At 65.0% G+C, this 18,829-nt stretch carries 17 protein-coding genes; 9 read left to right on the top strand and 8 right to left on the bottom strand.

Features of this window, described 5'->3' with window-relative positions:
• The first annotated feature begins 40 nt into the window (after positions 1-40).
• A complete protein-coding gene (locus tag NGM15_RS15935; protein WP_253433076.1) occupies positions 41-586 on the top strand; it encodes an HIT family protein in 546 nt (181 codons plus the stop codon).
• Between the two features lie 28 nt (positions 587-614).
• Here the strand turns inward: NGM15_RS15935 and NGM15_RS15930 are convergent, their stop codons facing one another.
• The 3 genes from NGM15_RS15930 to NGM15_RS15920 all read right to left on the bottom strand — a co-directional run bounded on the left by NGM15_RS15930 (position 615) and on the right by NGM15_RS15920 (position 5,089).
• Positions 615-2,219, bottom strand: coding sequence for an acetolactate synthase large subunit (locus NGM15_RS15930; protein ID WP_253433074.1), 1,605 nt, complete (start codon positions 2,217-2,219; stop codon positions 615-617).
• Between the two features lie 5 nt (positions 2,220-2,224).
• Complete coding sequence (locus NGM15_RS15925; protein ID WP_253433071.1) at positions 2,225-3,622, bottom strand: NAD-dependent succinate-semialdehyde dehydrogenase; 1,398 nt, start codon at positions 3,620-3,622, stop codon at positions 2,225-2,227.
• Positions 3,623-3,841: 219 nt separating this feature from the next.
• A complete protein-coding gene (locus NGM15_RS15920) occupies positions 3,842-5,089 on the bottom strand; it encodes a tRNA (N(6)-L-threonylcarbamoyladenosine(37)-C(2))-methylthiotransferase (RefSeq protein WP_253433069.1) in 1,248 nt (415 codons plus the stop codon).
• Positions 5,090-5,228: 139 nt separating this feature from the next.
• Here NGM15_RS15920 and NGM15_RS15915 point away from each other — a divergent pair, with 139 nt between their 5' ends.
• Entirely contained in the window at positions 5,229-7,166 is a 1,938-nt protein-coding gene (locus NGM15_RS15915; protein WP_253433066.1) for a YdgA family protein, read from the top strand.
• Between the two features lie 290 nt (positions 7,167-7,456).
• Here the strand turns inward: NGM15_RS15915 and NGM15_RS15910 are convergent, their stop codons facing one another.
• Both NGM15_RS15910 and NGM15_RS15905 read right to left on the bottom strand, forming a co-directional pair.
• The gene (locus NGM15_RS15910; RefSeq protein WP_253433063.1) at positions 7,457-8,068 is read right to left on the bottom strand and encodes a translation initiation factor IF-2 subunit beta; all 612 of its coding nucleotides are present in this window, start codon (positions 8,066-8,068) and stop codon (positions 7,457-7,459) included.
• A gap of 46 nt (positions 8,069-8,114) precedes the next feature.
• Positions 8,115-8,861, bottom strand: coding sequence for a minichromosome maintenance protein MCM (locus NGM15_RS15905; protein WP_253433060.1), 747 nt, complete (start codon positions 8,859-8,861; stop codon positions 8,115-8,117).
• Between the two features lie 180 nt (positions 8,862-9,041).
• On the opposite strand from NGM15_RS15905, the gene NGM15_RS15900 reads away from it, so the two are divergent.
• Positions 9,042-10,286, top strand: a complete 1,245-nt coding sequence (locus tag NGM15_RS15900) for an ornithine cyclodeaminase, nickel-pincer nucleotide-dependent (protein WP_253433058.1) — start codon at positions 9,042-9,044, stop codon at positions 10,284-10,286.
• A 54-nt stretch (positions 10,287-10,340) separates the two neighbouring features.
• Here NGM15_RS15900 and NGM15_RS15895 read toward each other — a convergent pair whose 3' ends face one another.
• Positions 10,341-11,339, bottom strand: coding sequence for a hypothetical protein (locus NGM15_RS15895; protein ID WP_253433055.1), 999 nt, complete (start codon positions 11,337-11,339; stop codon positions 10,341-10,343).
• Positions 11,340-11,476: 137 nt separating this feature from the next.
• Between NGM15_RS15895 and NGM15_RS15890 the strand changes: the two genes are divergently transcribed.
• Positions 11,477-12,436 carry a phytoene/squalene synthase family protein gene (locus NGM15_RS15890; protein ID WP_253433052.1) on the top strand — a complete coding sequence of 320 codons (960 nt, stop codon included), beginning with the start codon at positions 11,477-11,479 and terminating at the stop codon, positions 12,434-12,436.
• Between the two features lie 107 nt (positions 12,437-12,543).
• On the opposite strand, the gene NGM15_RS15885 is transcribed toward NGM15_RS15890, so the two are convergent.
• Positions 12,544-12,801 (bottom strand): hypothetical protein, encoded by a 258-nt coding sequence (locus tag NGM15_RS15885; protein WP_253433049.1) that lies wholly within the window; start codon positions 12,799-12,801, stop codon positions 12,544-12,546.
• A 329-nt stretch (positions 12,802-13,130) separates the two neighbouring features.
• On the opposite strand from NGM15_RS15885, the gene NGM15_RS15880 reads away from it, so the two are divergent.
• A complete protein-coding gene (locus NGM15_RS15880; RefSeq protein ID WP_253433046.1) occupies positions 13,131-13,424 on the top strand; it encodes an acylphosphatase in 294 nt (97 codons plus the stop codon).
• Between the two features lie 3 nt (positions 13,425-13,427).
• Here NGM15_RS15880 and NGM15_RS15875 read toward each other — a convergent pair whose 3' ends face one another.
• Positions 13,428-13,937, bottom strand: coding sequence for a hypothetical protein (locus NGM15_RS15875; RefSeq protein ID WP_253433043.1), 510 nt, complete (start codon positions 13,935-13,937; stop codon positions 13,428-13,430).
• A gap of 200 nt (positions 13,938-14,137) precedes the next feature.
• Between NGM15_RS15875 and NGM15_RS15870 the strand changes: the two genes are divergently transcribed.
• The 4 genes from NGM15_RS15870 to NGM15_RS15855 all read left to right on the top strand — a co-directional run bounded on the left by NGM15_RS15870 (position 14,138) and on the right by NGM15_RS15855 (position 18,597).
• Positions 14,138-15,565 carry an NAD(P)H-hydrate dehydratase gene (locus NGM15_RS15870; protein ID WP_253433040.1) on the top strand — a complete coding sequence of 476 codons (1,428 nt, stop codon included), beginning with the start codon at positions 14,138-14,140 and terminating at the stop codon, positions 15,563-15,565.
• The gene (locus tag NGM15_RS15865; protein WP_253433037.1) at positions 15,558-16,175 is read left to right on the top strand and encodes a cyclic pyranopterin monophosphate synthase MoaC; all 618 of its coding nucleotides are present in this window, start codon (positions 15,558-15,560) and stop codon (positions 16,173-16,175) included. Before NGM15_RS15870 ends, NGM15_RS15865 begins: the two co-directional genes overlap by 8 nt.
• Before the next feature lie 184 nt (positions 16,176-16,359).
• Positions 16,360-17,646 carry a polysaccharide deacetylase family protein gene (locus NGM15_RS15860; RefSeq protein WP_253433034.1) on the top strand — a complete coding sequence of 429 codons (1,287 nt, stop codon included), beginning with the start codon at positions 16,360-16,362 and terminating at the stop codon, positions 17,644-17,646.
• 246 nt (positions 17,647-17,892) lie between these two features.
• Entirely contained in the window at positions 17,893-18,597 is a 705-nt protein-coding gene (locus NGM15_RS15855; RefSeq protein WP_253433031.1) for a DUF7847 domain-containing protein, read from the top strand.
• Positions 18,598-18,829: the final 232 nt, after the last annotated feature.

Here is an 18,829-nt window from a genome sequence, read left to right as displayed (position 1 = left end):
CTCTCGACACCTCTTTCAGTTCGTCTCGAGTGGAACCCGTATGGACCGGATCTTTGCGCCGTGGCGAATAGAGTGGATCAGGCGCGAGGAGCAAAATCCGAACGTCGACGAGTGCGTCTTCTGTGAACTTCCCGAGTGGGAAGACGAACGGGAAAACCGCCTCGTCGCCCGGAGCGACCACGCCTTCGTATTGCTGAACAACGCCCCGTACAACCCCGGGCACGTCATGGTGATCCCCCACCGCCACACTGGCGACTATACCGAACTCACGGACGAAGAACTGCTCGACCATGCTCGCCTGAAACAGCGCACGTTCGACGCCCTCGAGAGTGCCCTGGAGCCGGACGGATTCAACGCTGGGCTGAACCTGGGTGAGGGAGCGGGCGGCTCGATCGGCGACCACCTGCACACTCACGTCGTCCCGCGGTGGCAGGGCGACACTAACTTCATGCCCGTCTTGAGCGATACCACGGTCATCGTCGAGGCACTCGAGGAGACGTACGCCCTCGTCCACGAAGCCTTCGCCGTCCAGGAAGGGGCACGTGTCCTGGACGACTCGAGTGCGGTTCGATTTGCGTTCGAATAGCCGCCTCGAGCGATTCCGCAGGCGACGATCACCCGCTCGAGCCCGGACGTAACGCGTCCAGACGCACCTCGATCAGGGTCAGGTCGTCAGAGGGGACCGCTTCCGCGAACGCCCGATCGATCTCGTCCCACGTCTCGGGGCCACGGGCGTCGATCCCGAAGCTCTCGGCGAAAGCGACGAAGTCGGGATTGGAGAGCGTCGTTCCGGTGGACTCTCCTCGATGGTCGACCTGTTGTGCGGAGATGAGTCCGTAATCGTCGTCGGTGAACACGACGATGGTGAACGCACAGCCGAGGCGCGTCGCGGTCTCGATCTCTGCCGCGTTCATCAGAAAGCCGCCGTCGCCAGTCGCGGCGACTACGTTCGCGTCCACGGTGAGATCGGCCGCGAGTGCGCCCGGTACGGCAATACCCATGCTCGCCAGACCGTTGGAGATGACGCAGGTATTGGGCTCGTAGGTCGGGTAATTCTGTGCAATCGCGAGCTTGTGGTTCCCCACGTCCGAGACCAGTACGTCTTCGTCGGCCATCGCCTCGCGAAGCAGGGGAAGTGTACTCCTGACGGTGACGGGGTCGTCCGCCTCCGGCGCCGCGGAAACGTGCTCGATGATCCGGTCGTGTCGGTCGGCACACCACAGCGAGCAGGCGCCCGCAGAAAGGTGCTCGCCGATCGCCTCGAGGGACGCACCGACGTCGGCGACGATCTCCACCTCGGGGTTGTAGTGGCGGTACACCTCGGCTGGTTCGTGATCGACGTGGACGACCGCCGTTTCGAGGTCGGGGTTCCACGCTGCCGGGTCGTGTTCGGCGATGTCGTACCCGACGGCAACGACGCAGTCGGCCAGTTCGATGGCACGGGCAGCCTCCTCGTCCGGGCCGGAGTCGAGCGTCAGGAGCGACGCTGGTTCGCGGTCGGAGATCGCTCCCTTCCCCATGTACGTCGCGACGACTGGAATGTCGAGACGATCGACGAACGCGCGCAGTCGGTCGGACGCACGGGTCCGCACCGCACCGTTACCAGCGAGGAGGATCGGGCGCTCGGCCGCCTCGATCGTCCGGGCCGCTCGTGCCGCCGATTCCGTATCCGGGTCGGGTCGACGAACCTGATCGTGCTGGGGGATCGGACTGGCGTCGATGAATTCGCCGGCGACGTCCTCGGGGAACTCGAGGTGGGTTGCTCCCGGTTTCTCATACTCGGCGAGTTTGAACGCCTTGCGGATAGATTCGGGGACGATCTCCGGGGCAGTCAGCTGAGCGTTCCACTTGACGATCGGCTCGAAGATGTCGACCACCTCGAGCGCCTGATGACTCTCCTTGTGGAGCCGTTCCAGACCGCCCTGGCCAGTGATCGCGACGACCGGACTCTTGTCCAGGTGAGCGTCCGCGACCCCGGTGACGAGGTTGGTCGCGCCTGGCCCGAGTGTCGAGAGGCAGACGCCCGCCTCGCCGGTTAATCGGCCGTGTACGTCGGCCATGAACGCCGCGCCCTGTTCGTGGCGGGTCGGGACGAACGTTATCGACGACTCCCGGAGCGAGAACAGGAGGTCCTCGATTTCTTCACCGGGAAGCCCGAAGACGTGCTCGACGCCCTCTGCCTCGAGACAGGCCACGAGCAGGTCGGATGCGGTGGACACGGGACTCACTCCGTGGGAACCGCATCGTCTTCGTCACCAGGCGACTGGACCCACACGGTCTTTCGATTGACGAACTCGTGGATCCCTTCCTTCCCGAGTTCCCGGCCGTATCCCGACGCTTTCACGCCGCCGAAGGGCACCCGCGGATCGGATTTGACGAGTTCGTTGACAAACACGCAGCCGGCATCGATCTCGCGAGCGAGTCCTTCGCCGCGCTCTAGGTCGTTCGTCCATACCGAGGCGCCGAGTCCGTAGTGGATGTCGTTGGCCATCTCGATCGCGTCGGCCTCGTCCTCGGCGCGGAACACCGCCGCGACCGGGCCGAACACCTCCTCGGTCGCTGCGGGACTGTCCGCGGGCGGTTCCACGAGCACCGTCGGCGGGTAGTACCAGCCCTCGCGGTCCATCGGGTCGCCGCCACACGCGAGGTCGGCACCGGCGTCGACGCTCGCTTCGACCTGCTCTTGGAGGTCCTCCACGAGGTCCTCGCGGGCCTGCGGGCCAACCTGGGTGTCCGAGTCCGTCGGGTCACCCACCTCGAGGGCCTCCATCTCCTGGACGAACCGGTCGAGGAAGTCCTCGAAGACGGCGTCGACGACGATGAACCGCTTGGCGGCGATACAGGACTGACCGGAGTTAATCGTTCGGGCAGCGACGCCGGTTTCGGCCGCCGCGTCGAGGTCGGCGTCATCGCACACGACGAACGGGTCGCTCCCGCCGAGTTCGAGGACGTGCTTTTTCAACTCGCTCCCGGCCTGTTCGGCGACAATGCGTCCCGCGCCCTCGCTCCCCGTGAGCGTCAGTGCGTCGAGACGGTCGTCCCGGATCACGTCCTCCATCTTCTCGGAGTCTACCAGCAGCGTCGAGAAGACGCCCTCCGGGTAACCAGCCTCCCGGAAGACGTCCTCGATCGCCAGCGCGCACCCCGGTACGTTCGAGGCGTGCTTGAGCAGACCGACGTTGCCCGCCGTGAGGTGGGGCGCGGCGAATCGGAACACCTGCCAGAACGGGAAGTTCCAGGGCATCACCGCGAGCACCGCTCCGAGCGGTTCGTAGGAGACGAACGTCCGTGCGTTGGGTTCGCTCCCGATAACCCGATCCGCGAGGAACTCGCCCGCCCGTTCGGCGTAGTACTCACAGACCCAGGCACACTTCTCGACTTCCGCCCGGGACTCCGAGATCGGTTTCCCCATCTCGTGGGTGATCAACTCGGCGTACTGGTCTTCACGATCACGCAGGATCTCGGCTGCACGCTCGAGTAACTGCTGTCGATCGGTGATGGGCGTCTCCGCCCAGGCGTCTATAGCGTCCGCCGACTCCTCGAGGATGGAGTCGACGTCGTCCGCAGTGTGATCATCGTACGTTTCGACCACCTCGCCCGTCGCCGGATTGATGCTGTCCATTGTCGTGTCTCCGACCGCGTCGCACGGTCTGGTACCCTACCAGCCCGAGGACCAAAGAGCCCCACCTGGTGACTGTTCGCTCGAAAAATCCCAAAATCGGTGAAACAATTGATCGCGTCATCGGCTGCCGAAACGGGCACCGCAGCTGTCGAGGCTCTCGAGAAGACGGTTAAGGGTCTCTTGAGAAGACGATTAAGGGGTTGAGTCCCAAACCCGCGCTCAGACCGGCTCGGCGAACGCGTACACGGTGTTCGCGCTCGTCACCTCGAGGTCGACGAACTGCCCGGGCTCGAGGCCGTACTCGCCGGCGTTGCGGACGATGAGCTGGCGGTACGCGGAATCGCGACACTTCACGGAGTCGCCCGTCCCCTCCTCGACGACCAGGACGTCCTCGCGAGTGTCGCCGACCATCCCTTCGTAGGCGGCGCCGACGATCTCGAGTTTGAGTTCGGACATCGTCTTCGAGCGCTCCTTCTTGATCGTGCCGCCGAGGCCCTTCATCTCCGCGGCGTCGGTGCCGGGTCGCTTCGAGAACCGGGTGACGTTGATCTTCTCGGGCTGGGTCTCCCGCAGGAGGGCCATCGACTGCTCGTGATCGTGGTCGGTCTCGGTCGGGAAGCCGACGATGAAGTCCGTCGAGAGCGTCCAGTAGCCGAGCGCCTCCTCGAACGTTTCGACGACCTCGAGGTACTCGCTGACCTGGTGCTGGCGGCGCATGTCCCCGAGGACGTCGTCGCTACCCGACTGTACGGGCGCGTGCAGGAAGTCGTAGAGTTCGTCGTTCGACGCGAAGACGTCGGCGAGTTCCTCGCGAATGCCGTGGACACCCTTCGGGTTGGCCATCCCGACGCGCACGCGAAAGTCTCCGTCGATGGCACAGATTCGCTCGAGGAGTTCGTGCAGTTTGCGTTCGCCGGTGTCCCAGCCGTAGACGCCGGTGTCCTGGCCGGTGATCCGGATCTCTTTCGCCCCCGCGTGGACGAGCGCGCGCGCCTTCTCGACGTTCTCCTCGATCGGCGGCGACTCGATTTTCCCCGTCGCGTGCTTCGTGATGCAGTACGAGCAGTCGGACATACAGCCGCGCGCGATGGGGAGGATACCGATAACGCCGTCAAGGATCGGCTCGGCGTCGGGCGTCGTCGTGGGACACTCGCCGTTGGTGACCGCGGTCGGAACCTCGTCCCAGTGGAGGACCTGCGCATCGAGGGTGGCGAACTCCTCGCCCTGGGCGAGGGCCATACAGCCGGTGACGAACAGGTCGGCGGTCTCCTCGCTCAGTTCCGTGGCTCGCTCGAGCATGTTTCGCTCGGTCTTCTCGACGACGGTACAGGTGTTGAGGATGGCAACGTCGGCCGTCTCCGGGTCGTCGACGCGATAGTGGCCCGCATCACGGAGGCGCCGCTCGATCTCGCGGCTCTCGCCGCGATTGGACGTACAGCCGTAGGTCTCGATGTGATAGCGGGCCACGGGTGTTACTCGCGAATGGGGCGTCAGCGGCCAAAAGCCCGACGAATCATCGTCGGTCTTCGCTGGCAAATATTGTTATCTGCTAACAAGCGGACACAGAAACTATTATGCGTATGAAGTGTCCACCTTACCAGTAGGTATGATGCGCAAGAAACAAATTGGTGCACTAGTGCTGTCGCTCTTTCTCGTTGCGAGTCTGGGAGCGACGGCGATCGCGGCGACGCAGTCTACAGGCGCGTCGACGCAGGAAGAATTCGACGCAAACCCCGACGAAGCAGACGAGGTTTACGTCTCCGAGAACGGCGACGCCGTGCTCGTCTACGAGGAGACCTCGGACGACCCCGACGCGGAGGCCGTCTCTGGCACGTTCGGTATCGAGACCCAGACGGGGCTCATGCACGCCCTCTACGGCGCCGACTTCACCGAGATGGACGAGAACGTCAGCGAGGAACTCGGCATGGTCGGGGACGCGTCGTTCCGAATGTCCCCCGAGTCGGTCACGAGTTCGGCCGACCTCACGTTCCGAGACGTCGACGCCTACGACGAGTTCAGCGCCGACGTCAACCTCGAACAGTCTCGAACCACCTACGCGGCGAACGCCAACCTCGCGATGGTAATCAACGAGAGTAACTACGTCGAAGCGGAGGAATCGGTCGACATCTCCGCACAGACCAGAACCACCGCGACGACGTTCGAGTCCTCGGGGACGATGACCGTCGACAGCGGAACCCCCGCTGGAGAGGGTGACTTCACCATCGACATGACGCTTACCCAGAGCGACGACCAGTACGACCTCTCAGTGAGCGAAACGCGAGCGCTCAGCGACTACGAGCAGGACAACTGGGCCACCGAGGAGGACGCACGCGCCGCCCTCGACCGCCAGTTCCAGTCCGTCGCGATGAACTTCGGCGGGGATTACGACCTCACGCTCGAGTCCTACAGCTACGACGACAACGGCGAGTCGGCGACAGTCGACCTCGAGTATTCGGTTACCTTCACCGGCATCAACGACCAGGTTGCCGACATGATCGCGATGGAACTCCAGAACGATCCCGAACTCGACCTCGACGAAACCGAGGCACGAGCGATCGCCGACCGCCTCGCCGAGTTGCACATCGAGCAACTCCAGTTCTCCGCCGAGCAGGACGGCTCGACGGTCGTCATCGACTGGAATACCGAGATCCACAACTACGACCAGGTCGTCCTGGGCGTCATCGAAATCGCCGAGTCCCTCGACGACGTCGACGACGAACTCGCCGACCAGTTCGACGAGGCCCGGCAGATGATCGAGGCTCAGAAGGAAGCGGACCTCGTACAGACGTCCGAGTTCGAACTCTCGATGACCCAGGCGCCCAACGAGACGAGCATGGAGTTCAGTTCCTCGGCCGACGCCGAGAACTGGGGCGACTACGTCGACGAACTCGAGGAACGCGATGTCGAGCAGTTCATCGCGGAGACCTCGCTTTCCTTCGAGGCCGAGACGGTCGACGGCGACATCAACATCGTCTACGACTACGCTGCCAAAGACGACGCTCTGCTCGAGCGCATCCTCGACGAGTACGAGCAAATGGCAGAACAGGATCCGATGATCGGCGAGGAAGTCACCGCCGCCATCGAGAACTTCCGCGCTGCCGAGTTCGAGACGGCCAGGGCGACGATGTCCATCACCGAGGAGGAGGCCGAGTTCGAGACGGCCACCGCCTTCGGCAACATGACCGAACTCGAGGGCGTCCCCTTCGAGACCGAGGACGGCCTCACGGTCACGGCGGTCCACGGCGAGACCGAGAACGCGACGACGACGATGTACGTCACCGTCGAAGGATTCGTCGGCGAGGACGCCGACGAGGCCGAAGTTCGTGAACAACGCCAGGTCGGCGAGGACACGACCGTCAACCTGCCGGGTGAGTGGGATCGCGAGTTCCCCTCGATCAATGAAGACGAGGTCCGCTCGTTCCTCGAGGAAGGTGAGGACGACGACTCACTGCTCCCGATTTCGACGACCGCTGCCGCCGCAGCAGGCGTCGCCGGCGTCGTCGTCGTCGGTGGTCTGTTCGTGGCCTACCGGCGGTTCTACTGAACAGGGAGTCGATTCTCGTTTTTGCTGGTAATTCAACGTTCACGACCGCTTCGTGTCTCTCGAGCAGGAGCGGGCGACACCGACTAGGCGCTGCGAACGAGTCCCCGTCTTCGACGACAACGCTTCCGAGTGGACTGACGTCTCGGCGCGCAGTTCTCGCGTCAAATAGGCCGGTCCGCCACGTCCCACATCGGTATCGACTGACAAGTTCTCCCACCAGGTACTGTCGACTCAAGGCTCGTGTCCAATTACAAAGAGTAGCATCCAACCGAACCGAGCGAACTCGAGGGTCAGTCGAGGCGGGCGAACGCCAGGTTGCCCGAGATGTTCTTGATGTAGATTTCGACGACGTCGCCCTCGCTCGCGCCAGGAACGAAGATCGTGTACTCGCCTTTCTCGGCGACTCCGTCGCCCTTGCGACCCGTACCGGTGATCTCGACCGTGTAGGTCTGGCCTTCCTCGACGGCCTCGCGCTGGGTCTGTTGCTGGGCGCTCGAGGAGCGCTTCGTGACCGGGCGGAACGCCCCACAGGCGTCACACCGGAGCATCGGGGTACGGTCCTCGCGGACGAGTCGCGTGTCGGGCAGGCCACACTCCGAACAGCGGACGTACTCCTCGACGTAGGCATCGATCGCGGCGCCGAAGTCCTGGCCGGAGAACGAACCGTTGTACCGACCGCGACCATCGGCCAGTTTCCCGTTCGTCCCGAGTTCGCGCTGGACGAATCGGTGCAAGTGGTCGGTCTCCCGCGAGAGGACGTCCGCGATCTCACCGAGGTTGGTAAACCGGGTGAAGGCACCGTCCTTCTGGGTCTGGGCGTCGGGAATCTGCAGTCGGTTGTCGTCCCCGCCGATGTCGGGGACGTTCTCCATCGCGCGCTCGAGGCTCGCTTCGTAATCCATAGTCGAGCCAAGTGGCCCGCGACGTAAATCCGTTCTGCTCTTGCGTTCAGGGCGCTGGCACCGGGTTTTCGTTTCCGGGGTCGGCACTCACGGCCTCGAGTTCGAGGGTGCCGGTCGTCGTCTCGCCGTCGAGTCGCGCTCTGGGGATGGCGACGAGTTCGACTTCCTCGCCGATCGAGAAAGCGTCGACGAGGTCGTGTTCGAGTTCGACGGCGAGCGTCCGGTGGTCGTCGCTGATGGCGATGGTCTGGGCGTCGACGCAGGTAGCCCGATCCGGTTCCAGCGTGAACGGCCCGTTCGCGTTGCAGTGGTGACAGCGCCCCGGACGACGCAGAAACCGTCCCGGTTGGCGAACCGAGACGAGTTCCTCGCAGTGGTCACAGCGGAAGCCGGCAACGGCGACCCGCGGACCGGGTGCGTCCACGTCGGCGACGGTCCCCTCGACGGTCACGAGCCGATTGAGGTGTTCCGTGCCGAGATCCGACAGCGAGTGGCGGACGCTCGTCGGCGCCCCGGTCACCCGTAGGTAGACCCGATCGTCCGGGTAAATCCGTCCCTCCCGTGCCCCGAGTTCCTCGGCGAACTCTCCGAGGGCCGCCCGTCCGGCCTCGAGAGTCCGGTCGGGTTGCTCGAGCAGCGGCGCCGAAAAGCGGTAGTCGGTCCCGCAGCGGTCGAACGGGACGGTGAGTGACCGGCGGTCGGGAAACTGCTCCAGGAGCGCTCTGACCTCGTCGGCTGCGGGTCGAAACACGTACGTTCGCCACTTGTCGACCAGTTCGCGATCCGAGACCATACGCGACCATCACTCTCGCGTGACTTTGGTAGTCGTCGACTACAACCTCCAGGACGGCGAGGAACGAGCGCTCGGGTCGGCGGTGAGAGGTCCGCAAATCGGCTCGCGGGTCACGCCGACCTTCGAGTGAGTGATAGAGTGATACACAGATTCACGGTCCCCCGGAACCAAGCCCGACCGATGACCGTCAGTCGTACCGTCGAACTCGAGGGGCACATCATCGACTCCGGGACGATGGCCCGGTGTTTCGGGGCCGTGATGGACCTCGGCGGCGAGTTCGACGTCGAGGCGTTCGAAGTTGGGCGACACAAACACGCGGAGTCCTATTGCCGGATGGCCGTCAGCGCCGAAAGCGAGGCGGATCTCCGGGCGATCCTCCACGAACTCAACCAGAACGGCGCGACCGTCGCCGATCCGCGCGACGCGACGCTCGAGGCGGCGCCCGCCGACCAGGTGGTGCCGATCGACTTCTACTCGACGACGAACCACCCGACCGAGGTCCGCGTCGACGGCGAGTGGATCTCCGTCGAGAACGTCGAGATGGATTGCGCGTTGGTCGTCTCCCGCGCCGAGGACGAGGCCGACGAGGTGCGCGTGCGGACGCGCGTCCTCAACGCCATCGAGGAAAGCGACCTCGTCGTCACGGGGGAAACCGGCATTCGCGTCGAACCGCCCGAACGGCCCCGCGGGAAGGGGAGCGCGTTCGGCTTCATGCAGGGTGGCGTCTCGAGCGAGCGGCCCTCGAAGTCGCTGATCGAGGAAATCGCCGACGAGATGCGCGACGTGGCCGAGAGCGACGGCACCGTCCTGGTCGTCTGTGGACCCGCCATCGTCCACGCCGGGGGGCGGGAGGCCCTCGCCGACCTGGTCCGCGAGGGATACGTCGACGCGCTGAGCGCGGGCAACGGATTCGCGGTCCACGACCTGGAGCGCGACCTGTACGGAACCTCTCTCGGCGTCGACACGGAGACACTCGAGCACCCACGGAAGGGCCACAAGCACCACATCTACACGATCAGCGAGATTGGCCGCGCCGGGGGGATCGAGGCGGCCGTCGACGCAGGTATCGTCGACAGCGGCGTCATGTACGAGTGCGTGACTAACGACGTCCCCTACGTGCTCGCGGGGTCGATCCGGGACGACGGCCCGCTCCCGGACACGATTACGGACTCAATCGAGGCCCAGGACGCGATCCGCGAGCAGGCCCAGCAGGCCGACCTCGTCCTGATGCTCTCGACGCTGTTGCACTCGGTAGCCGTTGGCAACTGCCTGCCGTCGACGACGAAGACCGTCTGTGTCGACATCAACCCCGCGACCGTCACCCAGTTGCTCGACCGTGGGAGCGCCCAGGCGATCGGGATGGTCACCGACATCGGGACGTTCTTGCCGATGCTGGCCGAGGAGTTGGTCGAGGACGAGGTGTAGACACGCTGGGCGAACGCCAGTCACCAGTGCTATTTGGTGGGCACTTTGCTCGAGCTAGTCGTCAGTACTATTTTCAGGAGCGTCGTCGCCGTTCCCTTCAGCCGGTTCGTCTTCGGCGTCGCCGCGCTCGAGCCTGTCTTCCCGATCGGGAGCCTCCTCTCGCGCCGTCTCGACCCAGTCGGGTTCCTCGAGGTCCGTCTCGTTGATGTCCGTCGTGGTAGTCACTTGCTGGACGGTGATCGTCTGTCCTTCGAGTTCCCCCTCGTCGAGCCGCGCTGCATACGGCATGTCCTCGAAGCGCATCGTTCCCTCGATGGCAGTATAGACGATGACGCCCTCGCTGTCAACGTAGGCCTCGAACTGGAACTCGTCCTCGAGGTAGTTGCTGTCCCGTGGCGTCTCCGAGTGAAGCCGGTAGTAGCGGTCGCCGTCGTCCTGGAGTCGCTCCACGGAGACGTTCTCGGCGAAGCTGATCATGGATTGTTGCGCGCCGTAGTAGCCGATGAATCCGGACCGAATTCGGTGGTAGCGCGTCGACCCGTTCGCGTACTCGAACGCCCCGACCTGTTCGTAATCGGGAGACTGGGTGACCCACTGTTCTGCCGCCGTTAGCCCGTCGAGGGGGAAGGGGAAGTGCGATGGTGGGTACTGCGTCGAGACCTGGCCTTCGAACTGTTCACTGACGTGGAAGGTGCCCGCTACGGGGTCGGCCGCCAGCGAAGCGCGATTGTCGATCAGCGTCGTCCCGTTCTCGAGGGTGAGTACGTTTCGACTGTGCTGGCGATAGGTCGTTCCCCGGGTCGCCTCGGAGTGTGCTCGTAATACCTGTCCGGCGTCGACCCATCCGGACTCGTTGTTCGGGGTTCCAGGCGGGGTCGCCTCGTCGTCGAACTCGGTCTCGGTCTCGATTTCCTCGGGATCCAGCGGCTCGTCGACACCGTAGGCCTCCCGATCGGGACTCGAGTCCTCGAACGGGCTCGCAGCGAAGCCGTTACACCCGGCGAGAGCGATCAGGGCGACCACAAAGATGATCTGGAGGGCGCGTCGCGTCACAGTATCGTCGTTACTGGCCAGCCCACAAATACTTTCTCGAGCGAAACTTAACCTAGTGAGGGATTCCCTTTTTGTACGCTTCTGCCGGACAGTATAGTATCGGATCGGTGTCGAATCGGTCGACGAAGGGGATTCACATGGATCGAGAACACGTACACGCCGGCAAGGAAATTCAGCGACGAACCGGAAAGACGTTCTATCTCGCGACGCGCTTCCTGCCGCGGCGCGTCCGGGAACCGACGCACGTCCTCTACGGCTTCTTCCGGATCGCCGACGAGGTCGTCGACGACGCCTCGGGCGTTCCATCCGAGAAGCAAGCCGCCCGCCTCGAGACCCTTCGGGCACAGGCACTGGGCGAACAGCGCACCGACGACCCGGTCCTCATCGCCTTCAACGACCTTCGAGAACGATACGGGATCAGCGACGCCGAGGTCGACGAGTTCGTCGAGGCGATGAAATCCGACATCCACACCGGTCGGTACGACACCTACGCCGACCTCGAGGCGTACATGCGCGGGTCGGCGGCCGCCGTCGGCGTGATGATGACGGCGATCATGGACCCCGAGGATCCCGAGGCGGCGCTCCCCTACGCGATCAAACTCGGTGAAGCGTTCCAGATGACGAACTTCCTTCGAGACGTCCGCGAGGACGTGCTCGAACGCGACCGCATCTACCTGCCCCTCGAGACGCTCGCGGCCCACGGGGTCACCGAGCAGCAGGTCGAGCGCCTCGAGATGACCGACTCGTTCGCGACGGCGATGGCCGAAGAACTCCGGCGAACGGAGTCGCTGTACCGGGAGGGCGTCACGGGCATCCAGCATCTCCCCGAGGACTGCCAGCTTCCGGTTCTGCTCGCGGCCGTGCTGTACGCCGAACACCACGCACTCATCCGCGCCCGAGGGTACGACGTACTGAACACCGAGCCGTCGCTGTCGACGTCACGAAAACTGTGGTGTGTCCTGAAGACGCGCTGGCACTGGCACTGGAACCGCGACCCGGAAGCCGTCTTCCGGCGGGTGTCGGCCGTCCCCGGACGCGAGACGGGAAAGGCCGGCGAACCGGATCCACGTCCCGAAGACGGAATTCCGACCCGGTGACGTTGCGGGTCAGCGGTCGTCGCTGAGGGTGGCGTTCGGCGTCATTGCCGATGATGGCATCGGTCGTCGCTGAGGGTGGCGTTCGCAATCGTTGCGGGAGACGGCGTTCAGCGGTCGTTCTCGCGATAATCCGACCGTCCGGTGAGCCCCCAGTAGGCCTGCGACAGTATCGTGATAGTGAAGATGATCCCTAGAATTACCGCAACGCCCAACGCGGCCTCCTCGCCAACGAACGTAGAGACTAACACCCAGGCGAGCGTGACGAAGATCACCGACCCAACGACGAGTTCGACGATGTCGCGCGCGGTCGCACGGCTACTCGAGACGTCGAGGTACTCGGTTTCGAACCGGTCGATGATACCCATGGGTCGATTTCGACGTTCACTCAGAAATAGTTGGTCGAACCGTCCTGGATGGATCGGCGTGCACACTTGCGAGGACGGCGACCGACCACCCGTGGCGAGTCGGCGACTCCAGAGAGCGGTCCCCTGACCTGTGTTCACGCGACCCAAACAATTTTGGAAGAACCCACATGTAGCTGTTCGTTGACCACTGTAGTACGCGGGTCACCCTACCCGGGCGTTGACGTTCGTCCGTCGGGTGTCCCGCGAGTCACCCCTCGCCTCCCCCCCCCCCTTTCCAACAAGCCCCTTTCGGGAGTGCCTTTTTGCTCGTCGCGAGCCACTGCTCGCGTATGACGAACGAACGCCCCGACGACGGCATGCGAGCCCACGTCTTCGTTTCCGGGACGGTGCAGGGCGTCTACTATCGAGCGACGACCAGAGAGACGGCTCGAGAGGCAGGCGTCGACGGCTGGGTCACAAACCTCGACGACGGCCGCGTCGAGGCGGTCTTCGAGGGCCCCGAGGTGGCCGTCGAGTCGATGGTCGAGTGGTGTCACGAGGGCAGTCCGGCGGCCGACGTCAGCGACGTCGACGTCGAGTACGAAGAGCCACAGGGCGAGACCGGGTTCGAGATTCGGTACTGACGATCACGCATCCCCGTCGCCCGACTCGAGTTCGGCGAGCCAGGGCGGGCGCTCGGTGTGAGCCCACGTCGCCCAGGGGGCCTTCTCGGCTGCGTAGTACGCCCGGTAGGCGGCGACGGGATCGCCGGGCCGTCTGTACGCTTCGGGCATCGCCTGTGGTCGCGGGGTCGGCTCCGCGCTCGGGAAGTCGATCAGGTCGGGATCGATTCGGTCGACAACGGTCCAGCTGGCGTGGTCCTCATGCTTTTCGTAGCGCTCGCGAAACTCCGCGTTGAGCGCCCGGGCGTGCTCGCGGAGACGACGCCAGTTGGCTGCCGACTCGGTCGCCCACCGCGTGACCGGGTGGTTCGCGTGCGTCGAGGCGTAGAGGAACTCGTCGTCGCCGTCGTAGCCGTTCTCGTGAGCCGCCGTGCACAGTACCTGCGCGGCCTCGAGCAACAGCTTGTTGACGTGCTCGTCGCAGTGATAGCGAGCCGCCAGGCGCGGGTCCTCGTCGAGCCAGAAGACGTTCACGGGAGACGGTAGGGCTCGAGGGACCTAAGCGTCTCGCAGGTCGCGTCACGCCTCCTCCATCGACCCGATGACTCGCCGCTTGAAGCCCATTCCCTCCGGCGACCGGCGGTTCATCAGCCGAACCCCGCTTTCTCCGGCGACCGACGACTCCTCACCCGAACCCCGCAATCTTCAACGGGCAGGCCGGCGAAGGCTCGAGCATGATCACTGGCGAACGGATGGCCGCCGTCGACGAGAACGCCGCCGCGCTGGGCGTCCCACGCCGACAGCTCATGGAATCCAGTGGAAACGCCGTCGCTCGAGCCGTCGAGCGCGTCGCCGACCCCGGCGCACGGGTCGTCGTGGTCGCCGGCCGCGGGAACAACGGCGGGGACGCCCTCGTGTCCGTCCGCTTCCTCGATGACTACGACGTGACGTCCCTGTTGCTCGGCCGCCCGGAGGCCATCGGCACCGACATCGCGCGAGCGAACTGGGAGGCGCTCGAGCGAGGCGAGTACGATATCGAGCCAGTCACCGACTCCCGGTCGTTTTCCCTCCCCGAGTGCGACGTGGTCGTCGACGCGATGCTCGGGACCGGGATCAGCGGCGACCTCCGGGAACCTGCAGCTTCGGCCGCCCGGGCGATCAACACGGCCGACGCGACGGTGGTAAGCGTCGATGTCCCCTCCGGGTTCGACGCCGACGCGGGCGAGCACGCCGACAACGGCGTCGTGGCCGACCACGTCGTCACCTTTCACGACACCAAACCGGGACTCGAAGCCCTCGAGGCGACGCTCCAGGTCGCCAACATCGGCATCCCGAGAGCTGCGGAGCGATTCGCGGGCCCCGGCGACGTCGGCCTCGCTCGACCCGCCGAGCGAACAGGTCGGGCGTTCGTCATCGGCGGCGGCCCCTACACAGGCGCGCCGGCGCTCGCCGCCCAGGCCGCGCTCCGGGCGGGCATGGAACTCGCGTTCGTCGCCGCGCCCGACACGGTCGCCGGAGAGATCCAGGGGTACGCTGAGGACCTGATCGTCCAGCCCTACGAGGGCGAGGTGCTAACGCCCGACCAGGTCGAAGGACTCGTCGAGACGGCCGAGCGCCACGACGACGTGGTCGTCCTGGGGCCCGGCCTGGGCACCGCCGATGAGACTCTCGAGGCCGCACGGCAATTTCTCGAGACCTACACCGGCCCAGCCGTCGTCGACGCGGACGCCCTCGAGGTCGTCCCTGGTCTCGAGACCGAGGCGACGCTGGTCTGTACGCCCAACCGGCGCGAACTCGCGGGGATGGGCGGGCCCGAGGCCGACGACCTCCGGGTGGTCACGGACGAGATCGAGACCTTCGCGGCGGAGTTGGACCACGTCGTCCTTGCGAAGGGGGCGACGGACGTCATCTCCGACGGCGAGACGACCCGCATCAGCCGCGCTGGGACGCCAGCGATGGCCGTCGGCGGGACCGGCGACCTCCTGTCGGGGATCGTCGCGGGGTTGCTCGAACACGCCGACCCCTTCACAGCGGCGACGGCCGCCGCATACGTCAACGGCCGTGCCGGCGAGCACGTCGCGGATCGCCACGACCTCGGCCTGGTCGCGTCGGACCTGCTCGAGGCAATTCCGGCGGCGATATGGGGTGAGGACGATGAGTGAGGATCGATCGAACACCGTGGACGCCGACCAGCACGAATCGACGGCGAGCGACCTCACCCACACGACCGACGACGGCGATGTCCAGATGGTCGACGTGGGAGCCAAACCCGATACCCGACGCCGGGCCGTCGCCGTCGGCGAGATCCGGCTTCGGGAATCGACGCTCGAGGCGATCCGCGCGGACGAGGTGGGCAAGGGCGACGTGCTCGCGACCGCGCGCGTCGGGGCGATTCAGGCCGTCAAACACACCTGGGAGACGATCCCGATGTGTCACCAGATTCCGATCACGAACGTCGACACGGCGTTTCGGTTCCTCCAGGATGGTGCGGACGAGAGCGCGGGATCGCCCGGGGAAGACAGCGTAGACGAGGGAGACGGCCCGACTGACGACGAAACGGTGTCGGGTCGGCTCGAACTCGAGGTCGCCGTCGAGACGACGGGAAAAACCGGCTGCGAGATGGAGGCCCTCGAAGGCGTGACCACGGGGTTGAACGTCGTCTGGGACATGGTCAAGGCCGTCGAAAAGGACGAACACGGCCAGTACCCTGCCACGCGAATCGAGCACGTTCGCGTACTCGAAAAGGAGAAGCGCTCGTCGGACATCGAGTAGGGATTCGGCACGCGACCGGCCGTCGGTAACGGTCGCCTACCCACATTATTGGGCGATTTCGCCGGATAGAGCCTCCGTTCGAGCGGCCGGGTTCGCCACGAAACCGTTCGGAAGTGGTGACCTACGGGGACGCCAACCGGTTCATAACAATCCCCGTCCCCCGTCGTACCCCTTTTCGGCGACAATGAAGCGACGTACCTATCTCGCAACGGCAGGCGCACTGACCCTCGGCGGTTGTATGGGCTTTGGTGAGACCGACGAACCGCGAGGAAACGACAGCAACTCGAGCGACCCGGACGGCAACGGCGACGGGAACGGCGATGGTAACGGCAACGGGAATGGCGACGGCAACGGCGACGACAACGGAGAGGGGAACGGTGACGGCGACGTGCCGACGGAAGCCGAAACCTTCGACGACTTCGAAGACCTCTCCGACTGGCAGGTCGTCTCCGGGTCGGCAAGCCCCTACACCGACTACTCGGTCGTCGGCTCCCAGTCCGTCCTTCTCGAGGCGAGCGAAGAAGAGTCCCAGGTTCGCATCGCGCGCGAACTCGACGAACCCCTCGACGTGACCCAGATCACGCCCGGACTGGCCGTGGCCTCCCACTCGACGGTCAACGTCGGCATCCAGCTCTACGACGAGACCCGCGACAAGGTGGTCTACCGCCAGCGGACCCACGGTATGTCCATTCGTCACGTGAACTTCGGCGTCGAGTACATCAACGGCGACCCCGACCTGAGCGCGATCACTGAGATCCACATCTCGATCTGGGTCGGCGACGGCACGGCCGAGGCCTGGATCGACGACCTCCACTTCGTTCCCAAGCCCGATCCGACCGTCCTCCTCCAGTTCGACGGCGGCTACGAATCTCACCTCACCGAGGCCATGCCCCTCCTCGAGGAGTACGGCTACTCCGCGACGGCGTTCGTCCCCCCATCCCGCCTCCGTGCCTCCGAGGACGACGAGGGCGACCGCCTCACCGCAGATCAGGTCGCCGAACTCGCCGACGCCGGCTGGACCATCGGAAGCTACGGCGCTCACGGCAACGACCTGACGGCCCTCGAGGGCGATCGGACGCCCGCGAGCGAAATAGAAGACGCGGCCGCCTGGCTCGAGGACGAGGGCTACGACGCCGAGTACGTCGCCTACCCGGGCGGGGCGTACAACGACGAGGCAATCGAAGCTGTCGAAGCGAACCACGAACTCGGCTTCACGGGCGGCTACCCCGTCAACGGCTACCTCACGAACGCCGCACTGTGCCCGCGTCTGGTCCACCCCGACGGCGACGAGGCTCGCGAGGCCCTCGAGACGACGGCCGAACTAGGCGGCATCACCGCCATCTCGTTCGTCCGATTCGACGGCGGCGTCGGCGAACTCGAGGCCACCCTGGGACACGTCCAGGAACTCGAAGAAGCCGGCGAGATAGAGGTCGTCACGCCCCAGGACGTCGCCGGCGAGTACGTGCTCTAGGCCGGATTCGGTTGCGTTTCTTTTGTGAAGGGCTCGAGTGTCGAGCGACCGTCGAGCGATGGGTTCGACCGATCGAGCAGCGCTCCGTTCGTTTGGCCGAATCCTCGTCGAATGAGAGCGCCACCCGACGATCGGGGAGAGGAACCAATCCCGCGAGAACTGTCCGACTTTCAGACACATGTCTGCGTACTAGTATATGCTGCTCGGACGCCTACTAGTGGTATGGGAATTCCTATTATCGATACAATGACTGATGGGTTCGAGCGAGCCACGACTCGAAACGGACTACGGTTCGTCGCCGTCTTCGCCATTCTCTCGATCGCGAGCGTCCTTCTATCGCCGATGCGACTCGACACTGGCGAGCCAGTAGCGCCGACCGTCGGGATCGCCGGCGCGTTCGCCGGATTGCTCTCGATCGTCGTCGCTATCGCCACCGTCGTCGCCGCAATCGTCGCCCTGCGCACGTTCGCCGCGGGCGAAACGGAGACGATTCCGGACGCGTTCGTGCGTCGGAACGTCGGCTGGGCGACGCTCAACGTAATCCTCGGCGGGATCGCGTTCGCCCTGATCGTCGCCTTCGGAACCGTCCTGTTCGTCGTTCCAGGACTGTTCTTGCTCGTCAGCCTCTACTACTGGAGCGTCTTCGTCGCCGTCGAGGACCAGAACGCGCTCGAGGGCTTTCGCAGCAGTTGGCAGCTCACCCGCGGCAACCGGCTTCAGCTGTTCGGCCTCGGCGTCGCCGTCTTCGTGACCGGCGCCGTCGTCACGGCGGCGTTCGCCCTTCCGGTCGCCCTTCTTGGCATCGTCGGGGGCATCCTGGCTCAGGTCGTCAGCGCAGCCATCACGGTGTACGTGCTCGCGACGACCGTCAGCGCGTACGAGCAGCTTCGTGACGGCGGGCCTGGCGAGCACCCCGACACTCAGCCGACCGTTCCAGGAACGCCGGCCTGAGCGATTCGTCGACGCTCTCCCTTCAGAAACACTAGTCGTGTTCAGAAGGTGGTAGAGGAATTGAGACGCTAAGCCCCCTTCCTCAGCGAGCGAAGCGAGCAGGGAGGGGATACAGCGTCCCTAGAAATCGAAGATTTCTGGTGTACGAACGAGACGCGAAACGTCTCGTCAACGCCGCTCGTTTTTCATACACTCTACTACGGCAGACCCACAGGCCCACGTTGCGCAAGAG

Origin of the sequence: Natronosalvus halobius (assembly GCF_024138145.1) — an archaeon.
Lineage (GTDB): Archaea > Halobacteriota > Halobacteria > Halobacteriales > Natrialbaceae > Natronosalvus > Natronosalvus halobius.
The sequence above is the reverse complement of the archived record's forward strand: the minus strand, read 5'-3'. Positions and strand labels throughout refer to the sequence as shown.

Bases quoted from the DNA above. Each gene is read 5' to 3' on its own strand.
- NGM15_RS15905 (WP_253433060.1), bottom strand. From the start codon at position 8,861: ATGGTCTCGGATCGCGAACTGGTCGACAAGTGGCGAACGTACGTGTTT.
- NGM15_RS15910 (WP_253433063.1), bottom strand. From the start codon at position 8,068: ATGGATTACGAAGCGAGCCTCGAGCGCGCGATGGAGAACGTCCCCGAC.
- NGM15_RS15880 (WP_253433046.1), top strand. From the start codon at position 13,131: ATGACGAACGAACGCCCCGACGACGGCATGCGAGCCCACGTCTTCGTT.
- NGM15_RS15900 (WP_253433058.1), top strand. From the start codon at position 9,042: ATGACCGTCAGTCGTACCGTCGAACTCGAGGGGCACATCATCGACTCC.
- NGM15_RS15870 (WP_253433040.1), top strand. From the start codon at position 14,138: ATGATCACTGGCGAACGGATGGCCGCCGTCGACGAGAACGCCGCCGCG.
- NGM15_RS15890 (WP_253433052.1), top strand. From the start codon at position 11,477: ATGGATCGAGAACACGTACACGCCGGCAAGGAAATTCAGCGACGAACC.
- NGM15_RS15915 (WP_253433066.1), top strand. From the start codon at position 5,229: ATGATGCGCAAGAAACAAATTGGTGCACTAGTGCTGTCGCTCTTTCTC.
- NGM15_RS15925 (WP_253433071.1), bottom strand. From the start codon at position 3,622: ATGGACAGCATCAATCCGGCGACGGGCGAGGTGGTCGAAACGTACGAT.
- NGM15_RS15855 (WP_253433031.1), top strand. From the start codon at position 17,893: ATGACTGATGGGTTCGAGCGAGCCACGACTCGAAACGGACTACGGTTC.
- NGM15_RS15865 (WP_253433037.1), top strand. From the start codon at position 15,558: ATGAGTGAGGATCGATCGAACACCGTGGACGCCGACCAGCACGAATCG.
- NGM15_RS15860 (WP_253433034.1), top strand. From the start codon at position 16,360: ATGAAGCGACGTACCTATCTCGCAACGGCAGGCGCACTGACCCTCGGC.
- NGM15_RS15935 (WP_253433076.1), top strand. From the start codon at position 41: ATGGACCGGATCTTTGCGCCGTGGCGAATAGAGTGGATCAGGCGCGAG.
- NGM15_RS15885 (WP_253433049.1), bottom strand. From the start codon at position 12,801: ATGGGTATCATCGACCGGTTCGAAACCGAGTACCTCGACGTCTCGAGT.